Origin of the sequence: Nocardioides xinjiangensis, from assembly GCF_017916455.1 — a bacterium.
In the GTDB taxonomy this organism is placed as follows: Bacteria; Actinomycetota; Actinomycetes; order Propionibacteriales; family Nocardioidaceae; genus Nocardioides; species Nocardioides xinjiangensis.
Window position 1 is genome coordinate 1,817,587 of sequence record NZ_JAFMSY010000001.1, and the last position, 21,201, is coordinate 1,838,787.

The 21,201-nt window shown below is 74.4% G+C and carries 12 protein-coding genes; 8 read left to right on the plus strand and 4 right to left on the minus strand.

Translation table 11 applies throughout. The features are described from left to right. Positions 1–13 precede the first annotated feature (13 nt). From J3P38_RS08580 to J3P38_RS08600, 5 genes are all read left to right on the plus strand, one after another. The gene (locus tag J3P38_RS08580; protein WP_210439389.1) at positions 14–1,297 is read left to right on the plus strand and encodes an L-lactate MFS transporter; all 1,284 of its coding nucleotides are present in this window, start codon (positions 14–16) and stop codon (positions 1,295–1,297) included. A gap of 19 nt (positions 1,298–1,316) precedes the next feature. Beyond that, positions 1,317–1,892, plus strand: a complete 576-nt coding sequence (locus J3P38_RS08585; protein WP_210503277.1) for a TetR family transcriptional regulator — start codon at positions 1,317–1,319, stop codon at positions 1,890–1,892. Between the two features lie 48 nt (positions 1,893–1,940). Further along, on the plus strand, positions 1,941–3,329 hold the full coding sequence (locus J3P38_RS08590; protein WP_210503278.1) for an MFS transporter: 1,389 nt from the start codon (positions 1,941–1,943) through the stop codon (positions 3,327–3,329). A 10-nt stretch (positions 3,330–3,339) separates the two neighbouring features. Continuing rightward, positions 3,340–4,593: a M15 family metallopeptidase gene (locus tag J3P38_RS08595; protein WP_210503279.1), complete on the plus strand. Its 1,254-nt coding sequence runs from the start codon at positions 3,340–3,342 to the stop codon at positions 4,591–4,593. A gap of 168 nt (positions 4,594–4,761) precedes the next feature. After that, on the plus strand, positions 4,762–5,739 hold the full coding sequence (locus tag J3P38_RS08600; protein ID WP_210503280.1) for an NADPH:quinone oxidoreductase family protein: 978 nt from the start codon (positions 4,762–4,764) through the stop codon (positions 5,737–5,739). Between the two features lie 54 nt (positions 5,740–5,793). On the opposite strand, the gene J3P38_RS08605 is transcribed toward J3P38_RS08600, so the two are convergent. The 3 genes from J3P38_RS08605 to J3P38_RS08615 form a co-directional block, all read right to left on the minus strand. Continuing rightward, complete coding sequence (locus tag J3P38_RS08605; protein ID WP_210503281.1) at positions 5,794–7,248, minus strand: hypothetical protein; 1,455 nt, start codon at positions 7,246–7,248, stop codon at positions 5,794–5,796. A 77-nt stretch (positions 7,249–7,325) separates the two neighbouring features. Further along, positions 7,326–12,317, minus strand: a complete 4,992-nt coding sequence (locus tag J3P38_RS08610; RefSeq protein ID WP_210503282.1) for an nSTAND1 domain-containing NTPase — start codon at positions 12,315–12,317, stop codon at positions 7,326–7,328. A gap of 26 nt (positions 12,318–12,343) precedes the next feature. Beyond that, complete coding sequence (locus tag J3P38_RS08615; protein WP_210503283.1) at positions 12,344–14,584, minus strand: PKD domain-containing protein; 2,241 nt, start codon at positions 14,582–14,584, stop codon at positions 12,344–12,346. A 118-nt stretch (positions 14,585–14,702) separates the two neighbouring features. On the opposite strand from J3P38_RS08615, the gene J3P38_RS08620 reads away from it, so the two are divergent. Further along, a complete protein-coding gene (locus tag J3P38_RS08620) occupies positions 14,703–16,646 on the plus strand; it encodes a M13 family metallopeptidase (protein WP_307807813.1) in 1,944 nt (647 codons plus the stop codon). A gap of 69 nt (positions 16,647–16,715) precedes the next feature. Here the strand turns inward: J3P38_RS08620 and J3P38_RS08625 are convergent, their stop codons facing one another. Next, complete coding sequence (locus tag J3P38_RS08625; RefSeq protein WP_210503284.1) at positions 16,716–17,243, minus strand: hypothetical protein; 528 nt, start codon at positions 17,241–17,243, stop codon at positions 16,716–16,718. Between the two features lie 125 nt (positions 17,244–17,368). On the opposite strand from J3P38_RS08625, the gene J3P38_RS08630 reads away from it, so the two are divergent. Beyond that, positions 17,369–18,166, plus strand: coding sequence for a 2-phosphosulfolactate phosphatase (locus J3P38_RS08630; RefSeq protein ID WP_210503664.1), 798 nt, complete (start codon positions 17,369–17,371; stop codon positions 18,164–18,166). Positions 18,167–18,233: 67 nt separating this feature from the next. Beyond that, a complete protein-coding gene (locus J3P38_RS08635) occupies positions 18,234–21,092 on the plus strand; it encodes an AfsR/SARP family transcriptional regulator (RefSeq protein ID WP_210503285.1) in 2,859 nt (952 codons plus the stop codon). The last annotated feature ends 109 nt before the right edge of the window (positions 21,093–21,201 follow it).

The following is a 21,201-nucleotide window of genomic DNA, read 5'->3' on the forward strand; positions in this document are numbered from 1 at the left end:
CGGAGGAGGACACATGAGCCAGACCAGCGACACCACCACCCGAGACACGGGCACCTCGCCCGGTGGCTCCCGCTGGCTGCTGGTGGCCGCGGGGCTGCTGCTGCAGTTCTCGATCGGCGCGGTCTACGCGTGGTCGGTCTTCGGCGGCGCCCTGGAGAAGGCCGAGCCGTGGCAGCTGAGCAAGCTGCAGGCGTCGCTGCCGTTCACCGTCACGATCGGCATGATCTTCATCGGCAGCTACGTCGGCGGCCGGCTGCAGGACGCCCGCGGGCCGCGCCTGGTCGCCCTGGTCGGCGGGGTCGTCTACGCCGTGGGCATCCTGCTCGCGTCGTTCACCAACGGCGAGGAGGACTACTGGCTGCTCATCCTCGGCTACGGCGTCATCAGCGGCTTCGGCCTCGGAGCGGCGTACATCGTGCCGATCGCGATGCTGCAGAAGTGGTTCCCGGACAAGAAGGGCCTCATCACGGGCCTCGCCGTCGGTGGCTTCGGCTTCGGCGCCGTGCTCACCTCGCCGGTCGCGCAGTGGCTGATCGACCGCGACCCCGACGACCCGACCGGCGCGTTCCTGCCGCTCGGCATCGCCTACCTGGTGATGTCGCTGGCCGGCGCGGCGTTCTTCCGCAACCCGCCCCAGGGCTACACCGTGCCCGGTTTCGAGCCGGTGGCCGAGGCCGGCGGCGCCCCGGAGGCCGGGCACGACTACACGCAGGGTGAGGCCCTGCGCACCAAGCAGTGGTACCTGCTGACCGCGATCCTCGCGCTGAGCGTGAGCGCGGGCATCTCGCTGATCTCGCAGGCCAAGACCAGCGCCACCGACATCGCCGGCTACAGCGTCGGCGGGGCGGCCGCGCTCGTCGGCGTGCTGGCGATCTTCAACGGCGGCGGGCGGATCGTGTGGGCCGCGATCTCGGACTACATCGGCCGGATGCGCACCTTCGCCGCGATCCTCGTCCTCCAGGGCGTCTGCCTCATCCTGCTGCCCCACGCCGACAACGTGGCGTTCTTCGCGATCCTCGCGGCGATCGTCTACCTCTGCTACGGCGGCACCTTCGGCACCATGCCGGCCACCGCCGGCGACTTCTTCGGCGTCCGCAACGCCGGCGCGATCTACGGCCTCATGCTCATCGGGTGGAGCGTCGGCGGGATCATCGGCCCGGTCATCGCCTCGGCGCTGATCGGCGAGGACAAGGCGTACACCCTCGCGTACACGACCATCGGGATCATCGCGCTCGCCTCGGTGCTGCTCACGGTCCTCACCAAGGTGCCTGCGGGCCGGCGGGCCGCCGACGGCTGAGGACTGCCAGACTCGCCCCATGGCGACGACCACCCGCGAGCGCATCGTCGCCGCGGCCGTCGAGATGACCACCGCGTCCGGATGGGCGTCGGTGACGATGGCGCGGCTCGCGAAGGCCGCCGGGGTGAGCCGGCAGACCGTCTACAACGAGGTCGGGTCCAAGCCGGCACTCGCGGAGGCGATGATCCTCGACGAGCTGGCCCGGTTCCTCGGCGTCGTCGAGCAGGCCTTCGACGCCGAGCCCGACGACCTCACCCGCGGCATCGAGCGGGCGGTCTCCGACGTGCTGACCTACGCCCACGCGAACCCGTTGCTGCACGCGGTCGTCAGCGCCACCCACGGCGCCGACACCGAGCTGCTGCCGCTGCTCACCACCAACGCCGCCGGGTTGCTGGGCGTCGCCAAGGAGGTCATCAGCGCCCGGGTGACGCCGTACGAGCCCGGCATCGACCCCGACCACCTCGGCCCGGCGATCGACATGGTCGTCCGGGTCGTGCTGAGCCACGTCATGCAGCCCTCGGGGACGCCGGAGCAGACCGCAGCCGACATCGCGTGGCTCGCCGGGCGGGTGCTCGGCGGCCGACCGGCCGGCTGAGCCCCCCGCTCGGCGGGCGCCGGGCGGGGCTGCCCCTAGCCTTGCCCCGTGAGCGGAGTGGCCTGGGGTACGCCGGCGGCGCGGGGCATCGTGGCCGCGGCCACCCTCGGCTCGGGGCTGACGCTGCTGGACGGCACGGTCGTCAACGTGGCCCTGCGCTCGATGGGCGACGACCTCGGCGCCTCCCTGGAGCAGCTCCAGTGGATCACCAACGGCTACTTCCTCTCCCTCGCCTCCCTCATCCTGCTCGGCGGCTCGCTGGGCGACCGGCTCGGCCGGCGGCGCGTCTTCGTCGTCGGCACGGTGTGGTTCGCGCTGGCGTCGCTGGTGTGCGGCATCGCGCCGAACGCCGAGGTCCTCATCGCCGCCCGGGTGCTGCAGGGCATCGGCGGCGCGCTCCTCACGCCCGGCAGCCTGGCGATGATCCAGGGGGCGTTCCGCGCCGAGGACCGCAGCCGCGCGATCGGCGCCTGGTCGGGACTGGGTGGGATCGCCGCCGCGCTCGGACCGCTGGTGGGCGGGCTGCTCGTCGACCACGCCTCGTGGCGGTGGATCTTCCTCATCAACCTGCCGCTCGCGGCGCTCACCGTCTGGCTGGCGCAGCGCTGGGTGCCCGAGACGCGCGACCCACGCGGGCAGTCCCGCTTCGACCTCCCAGGTGCCGCACTGGCCTCGCTGGCGCTGGCTGGGACCACGTGGGCGCTCACCGACGCCGGCGGACGGGCGACGTGGTGGGCGGCCGCCTCCGGCCTGGCCGCGGCCGTCGCCTTCGTCGTCGTCGAGCGGCGCTCGCGAGGACCGATGGTGCCGCTCGGCCTCTTCGCCGACCGCACCTTCAGCGCCGCCAACCTCATGACGCTGCTGGTCTACGCCGCCCTGGGCGCGATCCTGTTCTTCCTCGTGCTCCAGCTGCAGACGGTGGGCGGCTACAACGCCCTCCAGGCGGGGCTCGCGACCCTGCCGGTCACCGCCTGCATGCTCCTCCTGGCGGCGCGCGGCGGCGCCCTCGGCGATCGCATCGGGCCGCGCCTGCCGATGACGCTGGGGCCGCTCGTCATGGCTGCCGGCACCGTCTGGCTGCTGGCGGTCGGTCCGGGGGTGACCTGGTGGCGCGACGTCGCACCCGGGCTGACGGTGTTCGGGCTGGGGCTCGCCCTCATGGTCGCGCCGCTCACCTCGACCGTGCTGGCGGCTGCGCCCGACGAGGTCGCGGGCATCGCGAGCGGCATCAACAACGCCGTCGCACGGGCCGGGTCGCTGCTGGCGGTCGCCGCGCTGCCCATGGCCGTCGGCATCGCCGGCGACGACTACCGGGACCCGGCGCGGTTCGACACGGCGTACGGCACCGCGATGCTCGCCTGCGCGGCGCTGCTCGCGGTGGGCGGCCTGGTGTCCTGGTTCACCATCCCGCACCGCGTCCGCACCTCGGATGCCTAGGCTTGGCGCCATGCGCGCACGACGTGGGGCCGGCCTGGTGGCGACGGCCGCCCTGCTCGCCCTGCTCGGCGCGTGCAGCGACCCCGCCGACCCCGCGGTGGGCGACCCCGCACCGGCCGCGTCCGGCACCGATCCCACCTCGCCGGACCCGAGCCCGGGCGGGGATTCGACCGGGAGCCCGCCGGCGACACCGGCCGCCCCCGTCGCCGACCCTGCGCACGCGGTCGACCCGCCCGGCGAGCGCGACGGCCGGCTCTGGAGCGCCGACATCCTCGTGCAGTGGGACCGGTCCATCGACGACGAGCTCCTGCAGCGGATCGAGGACCTCGCGGGCGTCGCCCACACCGAGCGCATCGGCCTGGGCCAGGTCAGCCTGGAGAACCGGGTGCTCACCGTCGCGGCGGTGGACCCCCGCGGCTACCGGCACTTCACGCGGGCCGAGGTCGCCGACTTCCAAGAGGCGTGGGACCGCGTCGCCGGCGGCGAGCTCGCGATCGACAGGACGGTCGCCAAGCGCCTCGCCGACGAGGACGGGATGATCCGCCTCGGCACCGACGACGGCGCACCGACCCTGCACGTCGGCGCGTACACCCCCCAGGTCCCGACGATCGACATGGTCGTGAACACCGCGTGGGCCCCGGACATCGAGATGGCCACCGACAACGGCCTGCTGATCTCGACCGACAACGCCACGCCGTCGAGCATCCGCGAGCCGCTGGAGCGGATGGTCGGCGAGGACGCGTCGGTCCAGATGCTCGACGTCGCGTCCCGCATCGGCCTGGACCCCGAGGCCAAGCTCACCGCCATCCCGACGGGCGGCACCCTCGGCAGCGTGGTCGGCACGTACCGCTACCGCGTCCTCGGAGGCGGCCGGATCGCGCCGGACCCGGCATGGGTCGCGGCGAACATCCGCACCGAGGCCGTGCCGATCCTGGGCAGCGTCACCTGCCACAAGGACCTCTTCCCCCAGCTGCGGGCGGCCCTGCTGGAGGTGCAGCAGCGCGGGCTGGCCGACGAGATCGACCCGGACGAGTACGCCGGGTGCTACTACCCGCGCTTCATCGCCGACACCACGACGCTGTCCAACCACTCCTTCGGCCTGGCCCTCGACCTCAACGTCCCCGGCAACCAGCGCGGCACCGTCGGCGACATCGACCGCGACGTCGTGGCGATCTTCAAGACCTGGGGCTTCGCCTGGGGCGGCGACTGGCGCTGGACCGACCCCATGCACTTCGAGCTGGCCGAGGTGAAGGCGGTCGGCTGACCAGCGGCCCCCGGGGTAGTCCACCGGGAAGTGGCTGCCCTGAGGCGGTCCTGACGACCATTTCCCGGTGGACTACCCGCCCCGCCGGCCCGGGTAGTCCACCGGGAAGTGGCTGTCCGGGGGCGGTCCTGTCGACCATTTCCCGGTGGACTACCTAGGGTCGGGCGCATGAAGGCAGTGAAGGTCGTCACCCTCACCGGCCCCGCCGACGTCGAGGTCCGCGAGGTCGACCCTCCGGCCCCGGGCCCGCACGACGTCCTCGTGGAGGTGCACAGCGTCGGTGTCGCGTTCCCCGACCTCCTCCTCAGCCGCGGCGAGTACCAGTTCCGGCCCGAGCCGCCGTTCACGCTCGGCGTCGACTTCGCGGGCGTGGTCCTCGACCCCGGCTCGCCGGAGTCGAGCGGGTTCACCGTGGGGCAGCGGGTCGCCGGCGTGAACCTGCACGGCGGGGCGGCCGAGGTGGTGGCCAACCCCGCGATCTTCACCTTCGCCCTCCCCGACGCGCTGTCGTACGACGAGGGGGCGGCGCTGCCCATGAACTACCTCACCGCGCTGTTCGCGCTGGAGGAGCGCGGCGGCCTGCGTGAGCGGGAGACGGTCCTCGTCCACGGCGCGGCCGGGGGCGTCGGCACCGCGAGCCTGCAGGTGGCGCGCGGGCTGGGTGCGCGGACGATCGCGGTCGTCAGCACCGACGAGAAGGCGGCGTTCGCCCGGGCGGCCGGCGCCGACGAGGTGTTGGTCGGTCCGGACTTCAGGGACGCCGTTAAGGACCTCACCGGCGGCCGGGGCGTCGACGTGGTGGTCGACGTGGTGGGCGGCGAGGCCTTCACCGACTCCCTGCGCTGCCTAGCCGAGCTGGGCCGGGTGCTCGTCGTCGGCTTCGCCGCGGGCCAGGGCATCCCGCAGGTGAAGGTCAACCGGCTGCTCCTGGGCAACACCGACGTCCGCGGCGTCGGCTGGGGGGCGTACGCCATGACCCGCCCCGGCTACATGCAGAGGCAGTGGCACCGCCTCGTCCCCTTGATCGAGGCGGGGACCGTCAGGCCGCCGATCGGCCAGACCTACGACCTCGCGGACTTCGGACGCGCGCTGGTCGACATGGACGAGCGGCGCACCCTCGGCAAGTCGGTCGTCCGGGTGAGGTGACCGACCCCGTCGGCCACCCCACCCGCGTCCTCAGCCGCGCTCAGCCGCCGTCCGTCACCGGCGGACCCTGAGGACGGTGGCGCCGTCCGCATGACCGCGTGCCATGACCTTCGCCTGGATGCGTCGGGGACGGCCCGCGTCGAGACGCAGGGTGCACCGGCCGCTCGATCCAGTGCGGCACGTGGCTCCGGCACCGCGCACGCGCGCCCCGGCGACGGCGTCACCGGCGTCGGTGACCCGGAACGTAATGCGCTTCGCCTGCCCTGCGCGGAGCCGTCGTGTCGATGCGTCGAGGCGCAGGGTCGGCAGCAGCCTGGTCAGGACGTGCCCGCCACGGGCCATCAGGAGGACGTCGGCGAACCCCAGCGACGACTCCGCCGCACTGTGCGGGAAGCTGAACTCGTCGCCCATCGGCCGCACGCTGGGATCGCTCACCGCCGTCCCCGACCGGTTGGTCCGGACTCCGGTCAGCTCGCTGCTGTCGCTGCGCCAGGTGATCCACATGCGGCCCTCAGGGGCGGGACTGAGGGTGATGGCCCTGGCGCCCGCGGATCCCGGCACCTTCTGCACGTGACCCGTCGTGATGTTCCACAGGCTGATGTGACGGCACTCGAACTCGCCTGTCCCGGTGCAGTACGCGGAGTACAGCTGCCCCGTGGTGCTCGCTGCGAGCGGACTCGGGTTGCTGGAGCCGACCGCGTCCGCCGAACCGGAGCTTCCGGGCGCGGGCACGACCGGTCCCAGGGCCGGGTGCACGCGCTGGACGAAGGTGCCCGGACCCGAGCCGGCCAGGACGTTCCACGCGACGTACACCTCGTCCCCGAGCCGTTCGAGGTTCGGGTTGTACGCGCCGGACGCGCCGGCCTGCTGGTGCGCCGGAGCGTGCGTGTTGTCGGTGGTGAAGCTCCCGGTGTGGGTGAACAGCCCGCTCCAGTGCAGCACCGCAGTGAGCGGGGTGCCGTCGACCAGGGAGACCGCGTCGGTCCCGCCCCAGAACTTGTTCAGCCGTTCCGTCGGCAGGGTCCACGCGCCGCTCCCGTCGCCCGTCGCGCTGTAGGCCCCGCTCTGGTGGTAGGCGCCCTCGTCGTGGCCGTTGAGGACCACCCGCATCCTCCCCCCGGGCGCGGGCACGATGGTGCTGGCCGTCTGGGAGAGCCACGGTCCGGTGATGTCGGTACGCCGCAGCACCCGGCCCGTCGGGCTGATCGCGGCGTGCGCCGCCTGGACGTACCCCGGGCTGGTCGCGCGGGTGTAGGACACGTGCAGGACGCGGTCCGGGGTCCGGAGCATCCCCGCGTGGTCGGTGATCGGGACGGTGCCGGACGAGATCGTCACCGGGTCGCCGGCTGTGAGGCCCCGGACGGACGTCTCGGTCAGGCTCGGATCGGCTGCTGTCGGCTCGGCGTGCGCGGGCGTGGTCGCCAGACCGCCGGCGGTGAGCGCGACGACGGCAGCGATCGTGGTGGTGCGTGCGAAGCGGCCGGTGCGGCCGTGTCCTCGTGTGGTCATGCACCGACCGTCCTCCGCCCCGGTCGCGCCCCGGTCGCGCCCCGGTCGCGCCCCGGTCGCATCCGGGCCGCGGCGGCTCACCTGCAGGTCGAGCGCCACTCCCGGTCAGGATGGATCACGGCCCACTCGTCCTGGGTGAGCTGGCGACCGGCCAGGGAGCAGGCGCGCGCGACCCAGTCCGCGGGGTCGAGGCTCACCGTGTGCGCCACGCCCCGGCGGTCCTGCTCGAGCTGCTCGAACCACGCCGTCAGCGACCGCGAGTCCTCGGCGAACTCGAGGACCCCCCACGATCCGTCCTCGATGACCGCGTTGCCGAGGGGCGCCCAGGTCGCGGTGTCCCAGAGCAGGACGTCGCCGTCGGTGCCCATGGTGGCCAACCAGCGCCCGTCCGGGCTGACCTCCGCCTGGAGCACCCAGCCGTCGATCTCGAGGCGCGGCGGGGCCACCCGGTCGAGCGACATGGCGTCGACGAAGTGCAGCGAGCCCTCGAACGAGCCGAGGACCAGCACGTCCTGGTCCGGCGTCCACGTCACGCTCGTCAGGTCGAGCTGGTCACCCTCCGAACCGTCACCCGAGCCCGCACCGGGATCCTCGATCTCCGCGCGACGCAGCTCCTCGCCGGTGGTCGGATCGACCACGACCACCTCGCCGTTGCGCACCAGGGCGGCCTCGCGACCGTCGGGTGAGACGCGGACCTGCCCGACGGGCTCCGCACCACTTCCGAGCGGCTCGGCCGTGACGGTCCCGACCAGCCGCCTGTCCTCCATGTCGACGGCGGCCCAGCCGAGGGAGCCGTTGACCACGGCGTACCGGCCGTCGGGCGTCATGTCGACCCACCGGGGGTGCCACGGCAGGTCCAGCGTGCCTTCGAGCGCGCCGTCGCGCGCCGACCAGAACGCCAGCTTCCCGCGGTCCTCGTGGATGGCGGAGAAGTCCGGCTTCCACTCGTGCACGGCGCCCACGACCGCGGAGTCGTCGGGAGTCGTGGTCACCGAGCCGACCTGGCACGGGCAGCCCTCGACCTGGTCCAGCTCCCCCACGACGTCACGGCCCTCCGCGAGGTCCGCGACGGCCGCGCCGTTGCGGTCGAAGCTGTTGACGCGGACGTACGCGGTGAGCCGTCCGGCGCTCGGTCCGGCGAGGTGCGGTTCCACCCGGACCGGCTGCTCCGTCGTCACGCCGCGCACCTGGGGCAGGTCCCAGGAGGTCCCGAGGCCTTCCCGGCCGGCCACCCACAGCAGGTTGCTCCCGGCGGCGAAGGTCGCGTCGATCGTGGCCCCGCTGTGCGCGCCGTCGAGGGTGGCGACCAGCTGCCCCCGGCGGGCCTCGCGCACCTGTACCTCCTCGTCGAGCGCGACGGCGAACCTGGACCCGTCCGGGCTCCACACGACCCGCTGGACGAAGGAGGGCATCACGATCTCGCCGCCGACGGGCCGGAACTCGAGGTCTCGTAGCTGCAGGAAGTAGCCGGTCGGGGTCTCGCGGGCCGTGACCAGGCGGTCGCCGGCAGGGGCGACCGCGATCGGCAGGTGGGGAAGCGGCCGACGCGGGGCGGGACGGTCCGGATCGAGGATCGCGCCGACCCCGGGGTCGACCGCGAGGCTCACCCGTCCGTCCGGCCACGGCTGCAGGAAGTCGCTGAAGGTGCCGATGTGCCTGCTGCCGTCCAGGGAGCCGTCGGGGCGGAGGAGGAGCAGCTTGTCGGCGGCGGTCGTCGCGATCCGCCCGTCCGGGAGGAACACCGCCTCGAACCCGAGCAGCCGAGGCTCCCCGGCAGGTGGACCCTGCAGCCGTTGCCACGGGACGTCGGACGACCGAAGACGCCACTGCTCGTCGCCGGTCCGCGGGTCGAGCAGCGTCAGCATGCCGCTGCTGGGGGTGCCGACCGGGACCAGCAGCCCGGCGGGACCGGACGCGATCGCTCCCGGCTGGCCGGCCTCGCCGTCCAGCGAGAACGTCGTGCGCCACAGCTCGGTGCCTCGCTCCGCATCGAACGCCAGGACCTGCCGCTGGTCGGCGAGGAAGACCCGGCGACCGTCGGGCGAGGTCGCAGCCTGCAGGAAGCGTGCGCGGGGCGTACGCACCATCCTGACCAGGCGTGGCGTGCGAGCCAGGAGCGTCAGCAGGGCGCCGTATGTCTCGGGGCTCTGCTCCACCCTGACCGCCTCGACGGCCTCCAGCAGCGCGGTGTCGAGGAAGTCCTCGTTCAGGGCCTGCGCCGCGAGGCGCTTGGCGTCGGCGGCGATGGCAGAGGCCTCCGCCCGACCCGTGGCGGCCTGCGCCTCCTCGCGTGCCCGGAGGGCCAGCAGACCCGCCACCAGCGCCACGAGCAGCAGCACCACGAGGCCCACGAGCGTGCCCCGGAGCCGGCGGTTCTGGCGCACTGCGCTCCTGGCCCGCTCCTCCGCCGCGGCGGTCTCGGCCCTGAGGGCGGCCACAGCGGCGTCGAGGAAGGACTGCTCCGTGGCCGTCAGCGGTTCGGCGCGGGTCGCCTCGAGGGCCGACTCGAGACGCACCCCGCGCCACAGGGACCCGGGGTCCCGCCCGTCCGCGTCCCACTCGGCGGCGGCGTCGGCCAGCCGGCGGCGCGCGTCGCGGGTGGCCTCGTCCTCCCGGATCCAGCCCGTCAGCCTCGGCCACTCCCGGAAGAGCGACTCGTGCGCCACCTCGACGTGCCCGCCGGCCCTCGTGAGCAGCCTGGCGTCGGTCAGCCGGTCGATGACGGCAGCCGCGCCCGGAAGGGCGGCGAGCTCGGGCTCGGGGACGCGGCGGCGGACGACCGAACCGGCGGTGCCTGGACCGGTCAGCCGCAGCAGCACGGTGCGGGTGGTCTGCTGCTCGGCCTCGGAGAGGCCGAGGAAGGCCTGTTCGGCGAGGTGCACGATCGACCCCGCGAGCCCGCCCATGCCGACGTAGGCGGCGAGCGTGAGGCGATGCCCCTCGCGGGCCTGCCACAGCTGGGCGAGGGCGACGGAGAGCAGGGGGAGCAGCCCCGGCTCGTCGCCGGCGTCGGAGACGATCGCGTCAGCCAGCCCCACCTCCAGCTCCAGGCCGGCGGCAGCGGCGGGAAGGTGGATCGCCCGCGCGACCTCGGCGTGACTGGGTGAGCCCACGAGCACCGTGTCGTCGGAGAGCGACTGCGCCAGGCGGGGGTGCTCGGCGAGGTGCCCCACGAAGTCAGCCCGGAGGGCCACCACGACGCTCACCGCTGCGGACTCGTCGCAGACGAGGTCGGCGAGGAGGTCGAGGAAGCGTGCCCTCTCGTCCGCGTCCGTGCACAGCGTCCACGCCTCCTCGAGCTGGTCGACCACGAGCACCGATCGGTCGGCGACCGTCTCGTCCTCGAGCAGTCGCGCGAGCAGGTCGCCGGCGTCGGGTGCTCGTGCAGCCGTCCCCAGCGCCGAGGTGGCGAGCTCCTGGACGGGGTGATGGCCCGGCCTCATCACCATCGCCCGCCAGGTCTCGCTCGCCGGGAGCCGTCCCGCGGCGAGCCCGGCGAGGAGGCCGGCGCGGACCAGCGAGGACTTGCCGCTGCCGCTCGCCCCGACCACCGCCACGAGCCGACCCGACGCCGTGCGCGCCAGGAGCTCGGCCACCAGTCGCTCCCGGCCCGCGAACCACTCGGCGTCCTGGACGTCGTACGCCGACAACCCGCGCCACGGGCACTCCGCGCGCGAGCGCGGCACGCGGGCGGCGGCAGTCCCGAGTGCGACCATCCCCTCCACCACCTCGGCCCGGGCGCGCCCGAGCTGGTCGACGGCGAGGTCGAGCCGGCCGGCACCGGCCGCGACGCGGGCGCGGGCGGTGTCGCGTGCCCAGCCCGCGGCGGCGTCGTGGACGGCACCGGGCCACGCCGGCCCTGCTCCCAGCACGAACCGCGTGGCCTCGTCGAGGTCTGCCGTGGCCACGTAGGGGGCGACCAGCGCGCGGACCGCGGGCTCGTCGAGGGGCGTGAGGTCCAGTCCGAGCCCGGCGGCGGGGAGCTCCGCCCCGGGCCGGTCGAGCCGCAGCACCATCGTGCCCGGCCCTGCCGGGCGCACCGGGTGCTCGGCGACGAGCAGCCCGCCCGTCGGCGGGACCGCGTCGGGTCCGTCGGCCAGGGCGACCGGGCGGCCGTCGCGAGCCACGACCGAGGCGAGAGCCATCGCGAGGCGAGTTGCTCCCGCGCCGCTCGGTCCGCGGACCACGACGGTCACAGCCTCCCCGGCTGCCGCGCGCAGCCATGCGTCCTCGAGCATCCGCTGCTCCGCGTCACGGCCCACGAGGCCGGACCTCGGGGGAACCAGCGCGTCGGGCACCGCGGGGCGGGTGCGTCGGAGGTCGGGGTCCTGCCGGAGCACGCGACCCTGGAGGGCCCGCATCTCCTCACCCGGCTCGACCCCGAGGTCGTCGCCGAGCAGCGTCCGGCAGCGCTCGACGGCCGCCAGGGCGTCCCCCTGCCGTCCGGACCGGTAGAGCGCGAGCACGAGCAGGGTCCACAGCCGCTCCCGGTACGGGTGCTCCTCGAGCAGGCGCTCCAGCTCGGGAACCGCTGCGGCCTCGTGACCGACCTCGAGCTCGGCGCGCCAGAGGTCCTCCAGCACGGCGACGCGCAGCTCCTCGAGCCGACGGCTCTCGGCGGCGCCGTACGGCGTGTCCTCCAGGCCGTGGTAGGCGGGCCCCCGCCACAGGTCGAGGGCCTCCCGCAGGATGCTCGAGCAGGAGGCGTAGCGGCCCTCCTCGAGCGCGGCGTGTCCGAGAGCGGCCAGGCGCGCGAAGCGATGGGCGTCCACGGAGTCGGCCGGCACCGCGAGCCGGTAGCCCCCGGGGTCGGTGACGATCACGGACGCGGCGGCCGTGCGGAGCGGGTCCAGCGCCTGCCGGACCCGCAGCACGTAGGTCTGCAACGACTTCGCCGCCGTGCGCGGCGGGTCCTCGCCCCAGAGCGAGTCCACCAGGTCGGTGACCGGCACGGTGCGGCCCACGTGGGCGACGAGGTGGCCGAGCAGCGTCCGCTCCTTGGCACCGCGGAGCTCGACCGGTCCGTCGTCGCCCGCCACCCGCACGGGCCCGAGCACCTCGAACTCCATGCGGGCAGGGTAGGCCCACGCCGGCATCACGGGCCCCGGAACAGCGGGACTGCTCCTCCGTGCCGCCACGTCTCCTCGGTCACCCGCACGCGGCGGGTCGGCGTCACGGACGTGGGCAGCCCGAAGTGCTGCGAGCCCGGAGCCAGCACCCTGAAGTGCAGCGTGGCCGGCGCGCGCGGCGCGCGGTGGGTGAATCGGAACAGTCCGTCGACCCGCGTCGTCCTGTGCGCGAGGCGGGTCCATCCCCCGGCCCGACGCACCTGCAGCCAGACCCGCCGTGGCAGGTCGTCACCGACGGTGCCGGTGAGCAGGACGAGCCGGCCGGGGCCGACCTCGGGGGGAGAGGCGACGAGGCGACCCTTCACCGGGAGCGCCACGAGCCGCGGCGCGCGGTCGGCGACCCTCCTGACCCGGACGGCCCGCGAACGGGCGACGCCGGCACGGTGGTCGGCTCGCAGCGCCCTGACCTGCACCACGAGCCTCGCCCCGACGTCGGCCCGTCTCACGCGGTAGGTGCGGGCCGTGGCCCCGGCGACGACCGTGCCGTCGCGCAGCCAGCGGTAGCGGTAGGCGCTGGGCGTCGGGCTCCACGAGCCCGGAGTCGCCCTGAGCCTCGCGCCGGCGAGCGCGGTGCCCCGGATCGCCGGACGTCGCACGAGGGTGACCGCGGGCGAACCCGTGGGCTGCGGTGTCGACGACGACGGCGAGGTGGTCGGAGGTGCGGGCGTGGGTGAGGGCGGGCTCGGGACGGCCGGTGGCGTGCCGACGCTGATGTCGCGCTGGAGGCTCGTGACGTTCTGGACACCGTCGACCGCTCGGACCGTGATCCGGTAGTCACCCGGCGAGGTGTAGGTGTGGCGCGGCACGGTCGACCAGCCGGTCCCGTCGCCCCAGTCCCAGGTGACGGTGGCGCCGGACCAGACGTCGGACGCGGCGGCGGATCCGACGACCTCCTGCCCGGCGACCCCGGTCCCGCTCACCGTCGCCTCCAACCGCGGTCCGGCGGCGTCGTACGTCGACATGCGCAGCTCGTCGCCGTTGGCGAGGTGGAGCGTCGAAGCGCTGCCGCCCCCGTCGAGCCCCAGGGCCACATGGCCGCCGGCACGTGTCGACGGGGTGGACCACGATCCCGTCGAGGAGTCGAAGATCGCCACGGGGGCGGCGGCGTCACCCAGCACGGCGACCCGTCCGTCCCTGTCGGGGGTGAGCTCGCGCGCCACGAACTCCCGGCGCGCCAGTCCACTGGCGCTCACGCCGCTGAGCGGCTCGTACCGCACGTAGTGGGTGTCGACGCCGTGCCGGTAGACGACCAGGCGGGTCGAGGCACCCACCGACGCGACCAGCGGTTCGTCGGACCGCACGGTGGTGGCGGGGGTCAGGGGGAGGGCGCTCGTCCAGCCGGCGAAGCCGAGGGTGCGCTCGAGGATGGCGTGGCGTTCGGGGGAGACTCGCTCGGACCACACGACACTCGCTGCTCCGCGCCGGTCGACGACGACGTCGTGACCCTGGACCACGGAGGAGTCGGGCGTGAGCTGGTAGGGCTCGGACCACTCGTCGCTCCCGGGGAGTCGGTGGCTGGCCCGGAGGACGCCGTGGCTGGTGGCGGGGTGCAGGGCGCGCCAGGCGACCACCACCTGGCCGTGCGGTCCGGTGGCCACGTCGGGTCGCGGGTCGGGCATCGAGGTGGGGTCGAGGGTCACGACCGGCTGCCACGTCCCTGCGGTGAAGGTGCGGACCTGCACCTGGCTGGCGTGGGACCCGGTGCCCAGGCTGCGTCGCCAGGTGGCGGTGGCCGTCCCGTGCTCGTCGAGGACGACCCGGGCCTGGTCGGCGGAGTAGGACGTGTCCGACAGCCGGGCGGCCGGGGACCAGGCGCCACCGGCGGTGCGGACCCGCCCGTGGTAGGCGTGGATCGAGGGCAGGCAGCCGGCGCAGGCCGGCACCTGCGTCCGCCAGAGCACGACGACGTCCCCCCGCGCGTTGACCACCAGCTCGAGGTCGGTCACCGGCATCGCGCCCGAGGACACGCGTTCGGGTGCCTCCCAGGGTCCGCCGGGAGGTCGACGCACCAGCGCCACCGAGGCGCCGTCGGCCCAGGCCACCGTGGCGGTGCCGTCCGCCGCCACCTCCAGGTCGGCGAGGGCGATGTGCGTCCCGGTGGCGACCGTGTGCTCCGGCAGCCAGGCCGGTTCGGCGGGTGCGGCCGGAGGACGCGCGAGGACGAGGGCGGTGGACAGGAGGGAGAGCAGCACCAGACGGATCTTCATGCCGTCAACCTCGGACGTGGCGGTCGCGTGGCGGTCGCGGTCCGGTCGCACCGCCTGCGGGATCGGTCGTCCGGGTGAGGTGAGGCGCCCGCTGGGCGGTCAGGGTTAGGGTCGCGGCGTGACGATCCTCGACGCTGCCCGCGACGGCATGAACCCCGCCATCCGACCCCAGGACGACCTCTTCGGCCACGTCAACGGACGCTGGCTGGACGAGACCGAGATCCCGTCGGACAAGTCGAGCTGGGGCGCCTTCATCGCGCTCGCCGACGCCGCCGAGCAGCAGGTGCGCGACATCATCACCGAGCTCGCCGACCGCCCCGCCGCGGGGCTCGACGAGGAGGAGCGCAAGATCGGGGACCTGTACGCCTCGTTCATGGACACCGACACGATCGCGGCCAAGGGCCTGCGCCCGGTCCAGGGGCTGCTCGACCGCGCGCACCAGGTGGCCGACCTCACCGGCCTCGCGGCGTTCCTCGGCGTCTTCGAGCGCATCGGCGGTCCCGGGCTGTTCGGGTCCTACATCACGCCCGACCGTGCCGACGCCTCGCGCAACATCGTCTACCTCGCGCAGGGCGGCCTCGGGCTGCCCGACGAGTCCTACTACCGCGACGAGAAGTTCGCCGAGATCCGCGAGAAGTACCTCGCCTACCTGACCACGCTGCTGCGCCTCAGCGAGCACGACGACCCCGAGGGCGCTGCGGCGCGTGTGCTGGCCTACGAGACGCGGCTGGCCGAGGGCCACTGGGAGGCCGCCGAGACGCGCGACGTGCAGAAGACCACGAACCACAAGAGCCTCGAGGAGCTGCTGGAGCTCTGCCCGGCCTTCGACTGGATCACCTACGTCACCGGCCTCGGTGGCACCGAGGAGACGCTGCGCCGCACGATCGTCATGCAGCCTGACTTCTTCACCCACCTCTCGACGGTGCTCGAGGAGACGCCGATCGAGACGTGGCGCGACGTCCTGCACGTCCGCGTCGTGCGGAGCTCCGCGCCGTACCTGCCCGACCCGTTCGTCGAGGCCAACTTCGACTTCTACGGCCGCACCCTCAACGGCACCCCGGAGCTGCGCGCCCGCTGGAAGCGGGGCGTCGACTTCGTCGAGGGCGCCATCGGCGAGGCGGTCGGCAAGGTCTACGTCGCGCGCCACTTCCCGCCCTCGTCGAAGCAGATGATGGACGAGCTGGTCGCCAACCTGGTCACGGCCTACCGGCGCTCGATCGAGGCGCTGGACTGGATGGGCGAGGAGACCAAGCAGAAGGCCTACGACAAGCTCGACCGCTTCTACCCCAAGATCGGCTACCCGGAGGAGTTCCGCGACTACTCAGCGCTCACCATCTCCGCCGACGACCTCATGTCCAACGTCGCGGCGGCGTCGGCCTTCGAGACCGACCGCCAGCTGGCGAAGGTCGGCCAGCCGGTCGACCGGGACGAGTGGCTCATGCTGCCGCAGACGGTCAACGCCTACTACCACCCCGGCACCAACGAGATCTGCTTCCCGGCCGCGATCCTCCAGCCGCCGTTCTTCAGCCCCGACGCCCACCCCGCGGAGAACTACGGCGGCATCGGCGCCGTCATCGGTCACGAGATCGGCCACGGGTTCGACGACCAGGGCGCGCAGTACGACGGCGACGGCAACCTCCACGACTGGTGGACCGCCGACGACAAGGCCGCCTTCGAGGAGAAGTCGCGCGCGCTGATCGAGCAGTACGACGCCTTCGAGCCGCGCACCCTGCCGGGTGAGCACGTCAACGGCAGCCTCACCGTGGGGGAGAACATCGGCGACCTGGGCGGACTGACCATCGCGCACAAGGCGTTCGTCATCAGTCAGGGTGGCGAGGCCTCCATCGAGGACCGGCGCACGCTCTTCCTCAACTGGAGCCACGTGTGGCGCACCAAGCGGCGCAAGGAGCAGGAGCTGCAGTACCTCACCATCGACCCGCACAGCCCGGCCGAGTTCCGCGCCAACATCGTGCGCAACCTCGACGAGTTCCACGAGGTCTTCTCGACGCAGCCGGGTGACGGCCTGTGGCTCGAGCCGGAGGCCCGCGTCCGGATCTGGTGACCCGCGCTCAGCGGCCGCCACTCGGCCCGGGGTCCTCGGCCGAGGACCCCAGGCCGAGCGCGGTCGGCGTCAGCCGGGGATGGCGGCGCAGACCACCTCGAGGGAGAGCGTCTGCGGCGTCGGCAGCAGGTTGACGCCCGTGGCGCGGAAGGCGCTCTCGCTGGTGCGCGTGACCTGGCTGAGCAGGTTCGCGACCGGGGCGGCGTAGGCGGCCGTCGCGGCGATGGCCTTCTTGCCCTCGGGGCACGCCGCGGTGAGGGTGTCCGTGCCGCCGACCCCGCCGAGGATCCCGGGGATGGGCAGGCTGCGGGTGACGACCTCGAAGCCGCTCAGCCCGGACGCGCCCGCGGGCCCGGCGGGGCCGGTCGCGCCGCGCGGGCCGACCGGGCCTGCCGCGCCCTTGAGCTTGGCGGTGGCGCGGGGCGAGAGGTCCTTGACCTTCAGCGAGCGGTTCTTGATGTCGCGGCTGGAGACCGTGCCGTCCTTGATCTGCTTGCCGGTGATGAGCAGGGAGGCGGTGGCGCCCGCCCCGGCGGACAGGACCAGCGCGATGACGGCGACGGCGACGGCGAGCGCCGTGCGAGGTGTTGCGTTCATGTGAGGGCTCCGTGGTGGTGATGAGTGTCCGGTGGTGAGCCGGACAGTAGGTGGCGCGGCGGCCCGCGGGAGGTCGTTTCACGATTTCCGCGAACCGGACGTGCGGGCTGTTGAATGAGCACGTGATGCTGCCCGGCCACGACCAGTCCACCTACCGGCTGCGGATGGAGTGGGGCCCGACGGGCGCCGAGGCGGTGCCTGCCGACTTCGCCGTGGTGGTCGACGTGCTGTCGTTCACCACCACGCTCAGCGTCGCGATCGAGCGCGGCATCGAGGTGTTCCCGTTCCGCTGGCGCGACGCGCGCGCCGCCGAGCACGCGATGCGCCACGGCGCGACGCTGGCGGTCGGCCGGTTCGAGGCGCTCTCGCGCGGCGACGCCCGGCACGTCTCGCTCTCGCCGGCCAGCCTGGCCGAGGTGGAGGGCGTCGAGCGGCTGGTGCTGCCCTCGCCCAACGGTTCCACGATCGCGTTCGCGCTCGCCGAGTCCGGGGCGCAGGTCGTGGGGGCGTGCCTGCGCAACGCCGGCGCCGTCGCCCGCTGGCTGGCGCCCAAGGTGGCCGAGGGCGCCAGCGTGGTCGTCGTACCCGCCGGGGAGCGCTGGTACGACGACACGCTCCGGCCGGCGGTCGACGACCTGTGGGGAGCCGGCGCCGTCCTCGCCGCGCTCGACCGGGAGGCGGAGGCCGAGGCCAGCCCCGAGGCCCGCACGGCGATGGCCGGGTGGCACGCGGCGGTGCTGCCCTTCGACCTGCTCCACTGTGCCGGCGGACGCGAGCTGGCCGAGGCGGGGTTCGTCGCCGACGTCGAGATCGCCGCGCAGCACGACGTCAGCGAGGTGGTCCCGGTGCTGGTCGGTGAGTCGTTCCGCGACGCCACCGACCTGCTGCCGCCCGGGCCCCGGCTCAGGCGGGTCGGCGGCTGAGCCGCTCCCGGGTGCGACCGCGCCGGCGTCCTAGGATGCCGCCGGGCGCACCGACGGGGGGGAACGCGTGATCGAGGTCCTGGGGCCGTTGCAGGTCCGCAGCGGGGGCACGGACGGCCCGAGTGGGGGCGGGACGGTCGACATCGGCTCCCCGCGCCACCGCGAGGTGCTCGCCGCGCTGGTCGCCGACGCCGGCCGCGTGGTCTCCACCGACACGCTGCTCGAGCGCGTGTGGGGCGACGTCGGCCGCGGTGCGAGCACGTCGAACCTGCACGCCGTGATCTCCCGCCTGCGCGCCCGTCTGGCCGGCGCCGGCCTCGGGGTCGGCATCGCGACGGCCTCGCCGGGCTACCGGCTCGACGCGCCCGGGGCCGTCGACGCGATCCGCTTCCAGGACCTCCTCGCCCGCGGCCGGGCCGCGTACGCCGCGGGCGACCTGTCGCCGGCCCGGGAGCTGCTCGACGAGGCGCTCGCCCTGTGGCGCGGACCGGCGTACGCCGACATCCGGCTGCCGTTCGCGGAGGTCGAGGCGGCCCGGCTCGAGGGCCAGCGGCTCGCGGCGTGCGAGCTGCTGGTCGACGTCGAGCTCGCGCTGGGCAGGTACGCCACCGCGCTCGACCGGCTGCCGCCGCTGGTCGCCGAGCACCCGCTGCGCGAGTCGTTCCGCCGCCAGCAGATGCTCGCGCTCTACCGCACCGGACGGCAGGCCGAGGCGCTCGAGGTGTACGCCGACCTGCGGGGCGTGCTCGCCGAGGAGCTGGGCATCGACCCGGGCCCGGAGCTGCAGGAGCTCCACCAGCGGGTGCTGGAGCAGGACGAGGACCTGCGGGTCACCGAGGCGGACGACCCCGCACCCGCCCCGCCGGCCGCGGCGCCGCTGTGGCACTCCGAGGTGGTGGTGCCGGCCGACGACCTGGTCGGGCGCGAGCACGACGTGGCGCAGCTGACGGACCTGCTCACCGGCTCCGGGCAGCGCCTGGTCACGGTCACCGGGGTGGGCGGCGTCGGCAAGACCCGGCTGGCGTACGCCGTGGCCCGCGCGTCGCGCGAGGCCTTCCCCGACGGGGTCGTGCTGGTCTCGCTCGCCCCCGTCACCGACCCGGCGCTCGTGCTGCCCCTCGTCGGTCGGGCCGCGGGACTGGCCGGCGCAGAAGGGCTCGACCCGCTGGAGGCGGTGGCGGGGCACCTGCGCTCGCGCAAGGTCCTGGTGGTCGCCGACAACCTCGAGCACCTGCTGGACGCGGCGCCCGACCTGGCCCGGCTGGTGGCCATGTGCCCGCGGTTGAGCGTCCTGGTCACCAGCCGCACGACGCTCCGCGTGCGCGGCGAGCTGCACTACCAGCTCGCACCGCTCGAGCTGCCCGGCGAGGGGGAGGCGGACGCCGACGTGCTGGCGCGGTCGGCGGCCGTGGCCCTCTTCGTCGACCGGGCGCGGGGCGTCCAGCCGGACCTCGTCCTCGACCCACCGACCGCCGCCGCCGTCGCCGGCATCTGCCGCCGGCTGGCGGGGATCCCGCTGGCCATCGAGCTCGCGGCCGCCCGCGCCAACCTCATGCCGCCGGCCCTGCTCCTGGAGCACCTCGACCGCGTGATGGCGGGGACCGGTGCGCGCGACCTGCCGGCCCGTCAGCGCACGATGCGCGCGGCGCTGGAGTGGAGCCACCGGCTGCTCGGGCCGGAGCAGCAGCAGGTGCTGCGCCGGCTGGCGGTGTTCTCCGGCGGCTTCACCCTCGACGCGGTGCAGGCGGTGGTGCCCCCGGGCACCGACGCCTTCGGGGTGCTCGAGGAGCTGGTCGCCCACTCGCTCGTGCAGCGCGACCTCGACGACCCCGGCGTGCTGCGGTTCCGGCTGCTCGAGCCCGTCGCGCAGTTCGCGGGTGAGCTGCTCGGGGGCGACGAGGCTCGCGCGGCCCGGGACGCGCACCTGGCGCACTTCCTGCGGTTCGCGGAGGACACCGAGCCGGGCTTCCGCGGAGCCCGCACCCGGGAGGCGCTGGCCGTCACCCACCGTGAGCACGCCAACCTCGTCGCCGCCACCGAGTGGGCGCTCGCGTCCGGGCAGGGCGACCTCGCCGGCCGCATCGTGTGGGCGATGTGGCTCTTCTGGTGGCTGCGCGGCAACCTCCTCGAGGGTCGCCGGCTCGCGCAGGGCGTGCTGGACCAGCCGACCAGCGACGAGGTCCGCGCGCGGGCGCACGCCGTGATGGGCGCCATGACCTTCGCGCAGGGCGACACCCGGCTGGCGCGCCACTGGTGCACCGGGGTCAGGCTGGCGCGCAGCATCGGCGACGTGGAGGCCGAGGCGCACAACCTCGCCGGCGAGGGCCTCATCGCCCTCGCCGAGGGCCACCTCGACGAGGCCGAGGTCCGCTTCGTCGACACCATCCGGCTCACCGAGGAGGGTGGGCTCGCCGGCGGGTGGCTGTGGACGCTGGCGCACGTGTGGCAGGCGACCGTACGCCTCGTGCTGGGCTTCCCGGACCAGGCCGAGCCCCTGCTCGCCGCGGCGCTGGCCGCCGCCCGCGCCCGCCGCGACCCGCTGGCCACCTACATCACCCTGTTCACCTCGGTGCAGGCCGCTACGGCGTCCGGCGACCTGGCGACGGCCCGTGCGCAGCTCGACGAGGGCATCGCCCTCAGCGTCGAGACCGGCGACCTGGCCAACCTGGCCTACTTCGTCGAGGCACTCGCGGTGGTGGAGTCGCAGCAGGGCGGCCACGACAGGGTCGCGGTGCTCCACGGCGCCGCGACCCGCCTGCGGGAGACCGTCGGCGCCAACGTCTACGGCTACTACAAGCCCGACGAGCAGCTGCTGGCCGCCTCGCTCGTCGCGTCGCGCGAGCGGCTCGGGGCGGCGTACGACGAGGCCGTGGCGCACGGGCGCTCGCTCGACGTCCCCGCCGTCGTCCGGTTCGCCGTCGGCTGACGGGGACGCAGGCGGGCGAGGCCGGCCGCAAGGAGCCGCAAGGAGCCGCAAGCCGGCCGCAGGCGAGCCGCAAGACCGGCCCGGGAGCGTGAGGGCTCCCGGCGAGGTA

Bases quoted from the DNA above. Each gene is read 5' to 3' on its own strand.
- J3P38_RS08580 (WP_210439389.1), top strand. From the start codon at position 14: ATGAGCCAGACCAGCGACACCACCACCCGAGACACGGGCACCTCGCCC.
- J3P38_RS08585 (WP_210503277.1), top strand. From the start codon at position 1,317: ATGGCGACGACCACCCGCGAGCGCATCGTCGCCGCGGCCGTCGAGATG.
- J3P38_RS08595 (WP_210503279.1), top strand. From the start codon at position 3,340: ATGCGCGCACGACGTGGGGCCGGCCTGGTGGCGACGGCCGCCCTGCTC.
- J3P38_RS08600 (WP_210503280.1), top strand. From the start codon at position 4,762: ATGAAGGCAGTGAAGGTCGTCACCCTCACCGGCCCCGCCGACGTCGAG.
- J3P38_RS08605 (WP_210503281.1), bottom strand. From the start codon at position 7,248: ATGACCACACGAGGACACGGCCGCACCGGCCGCTTCGCACGCACCACC.
- J3P38_RS08610 (WP_210503282.1), bottom strand. From the start codon at position 12,317: ATGGAGTTCGAGGTGCTCGGGCCCGTGCGGGTGGCGGGCGACGACGGA.
- J3P38_RS08615 (WP_210503283.1), bottom strand. From the start codon at position 14,584: ATGAAGATCCGTCTGGTGCTGCTCTCCCTCCTGTCCACCGCCCTCGTC.
- J3P38_RS08625 (WP_210503284.1), bottom strand. From the start codon at position 17,243: ATGAACGCAACACCTCGCACGGCGCTCGCCGTCGCCGTCGCCGTCATC.
- J3P38_RS08630 (WP_210503664.1), top strand. From the start codon at position 17,369: ATGCTGCCCGGCCACGACCAGTCCACCTACCGGCTGCGGATGGAGTGG.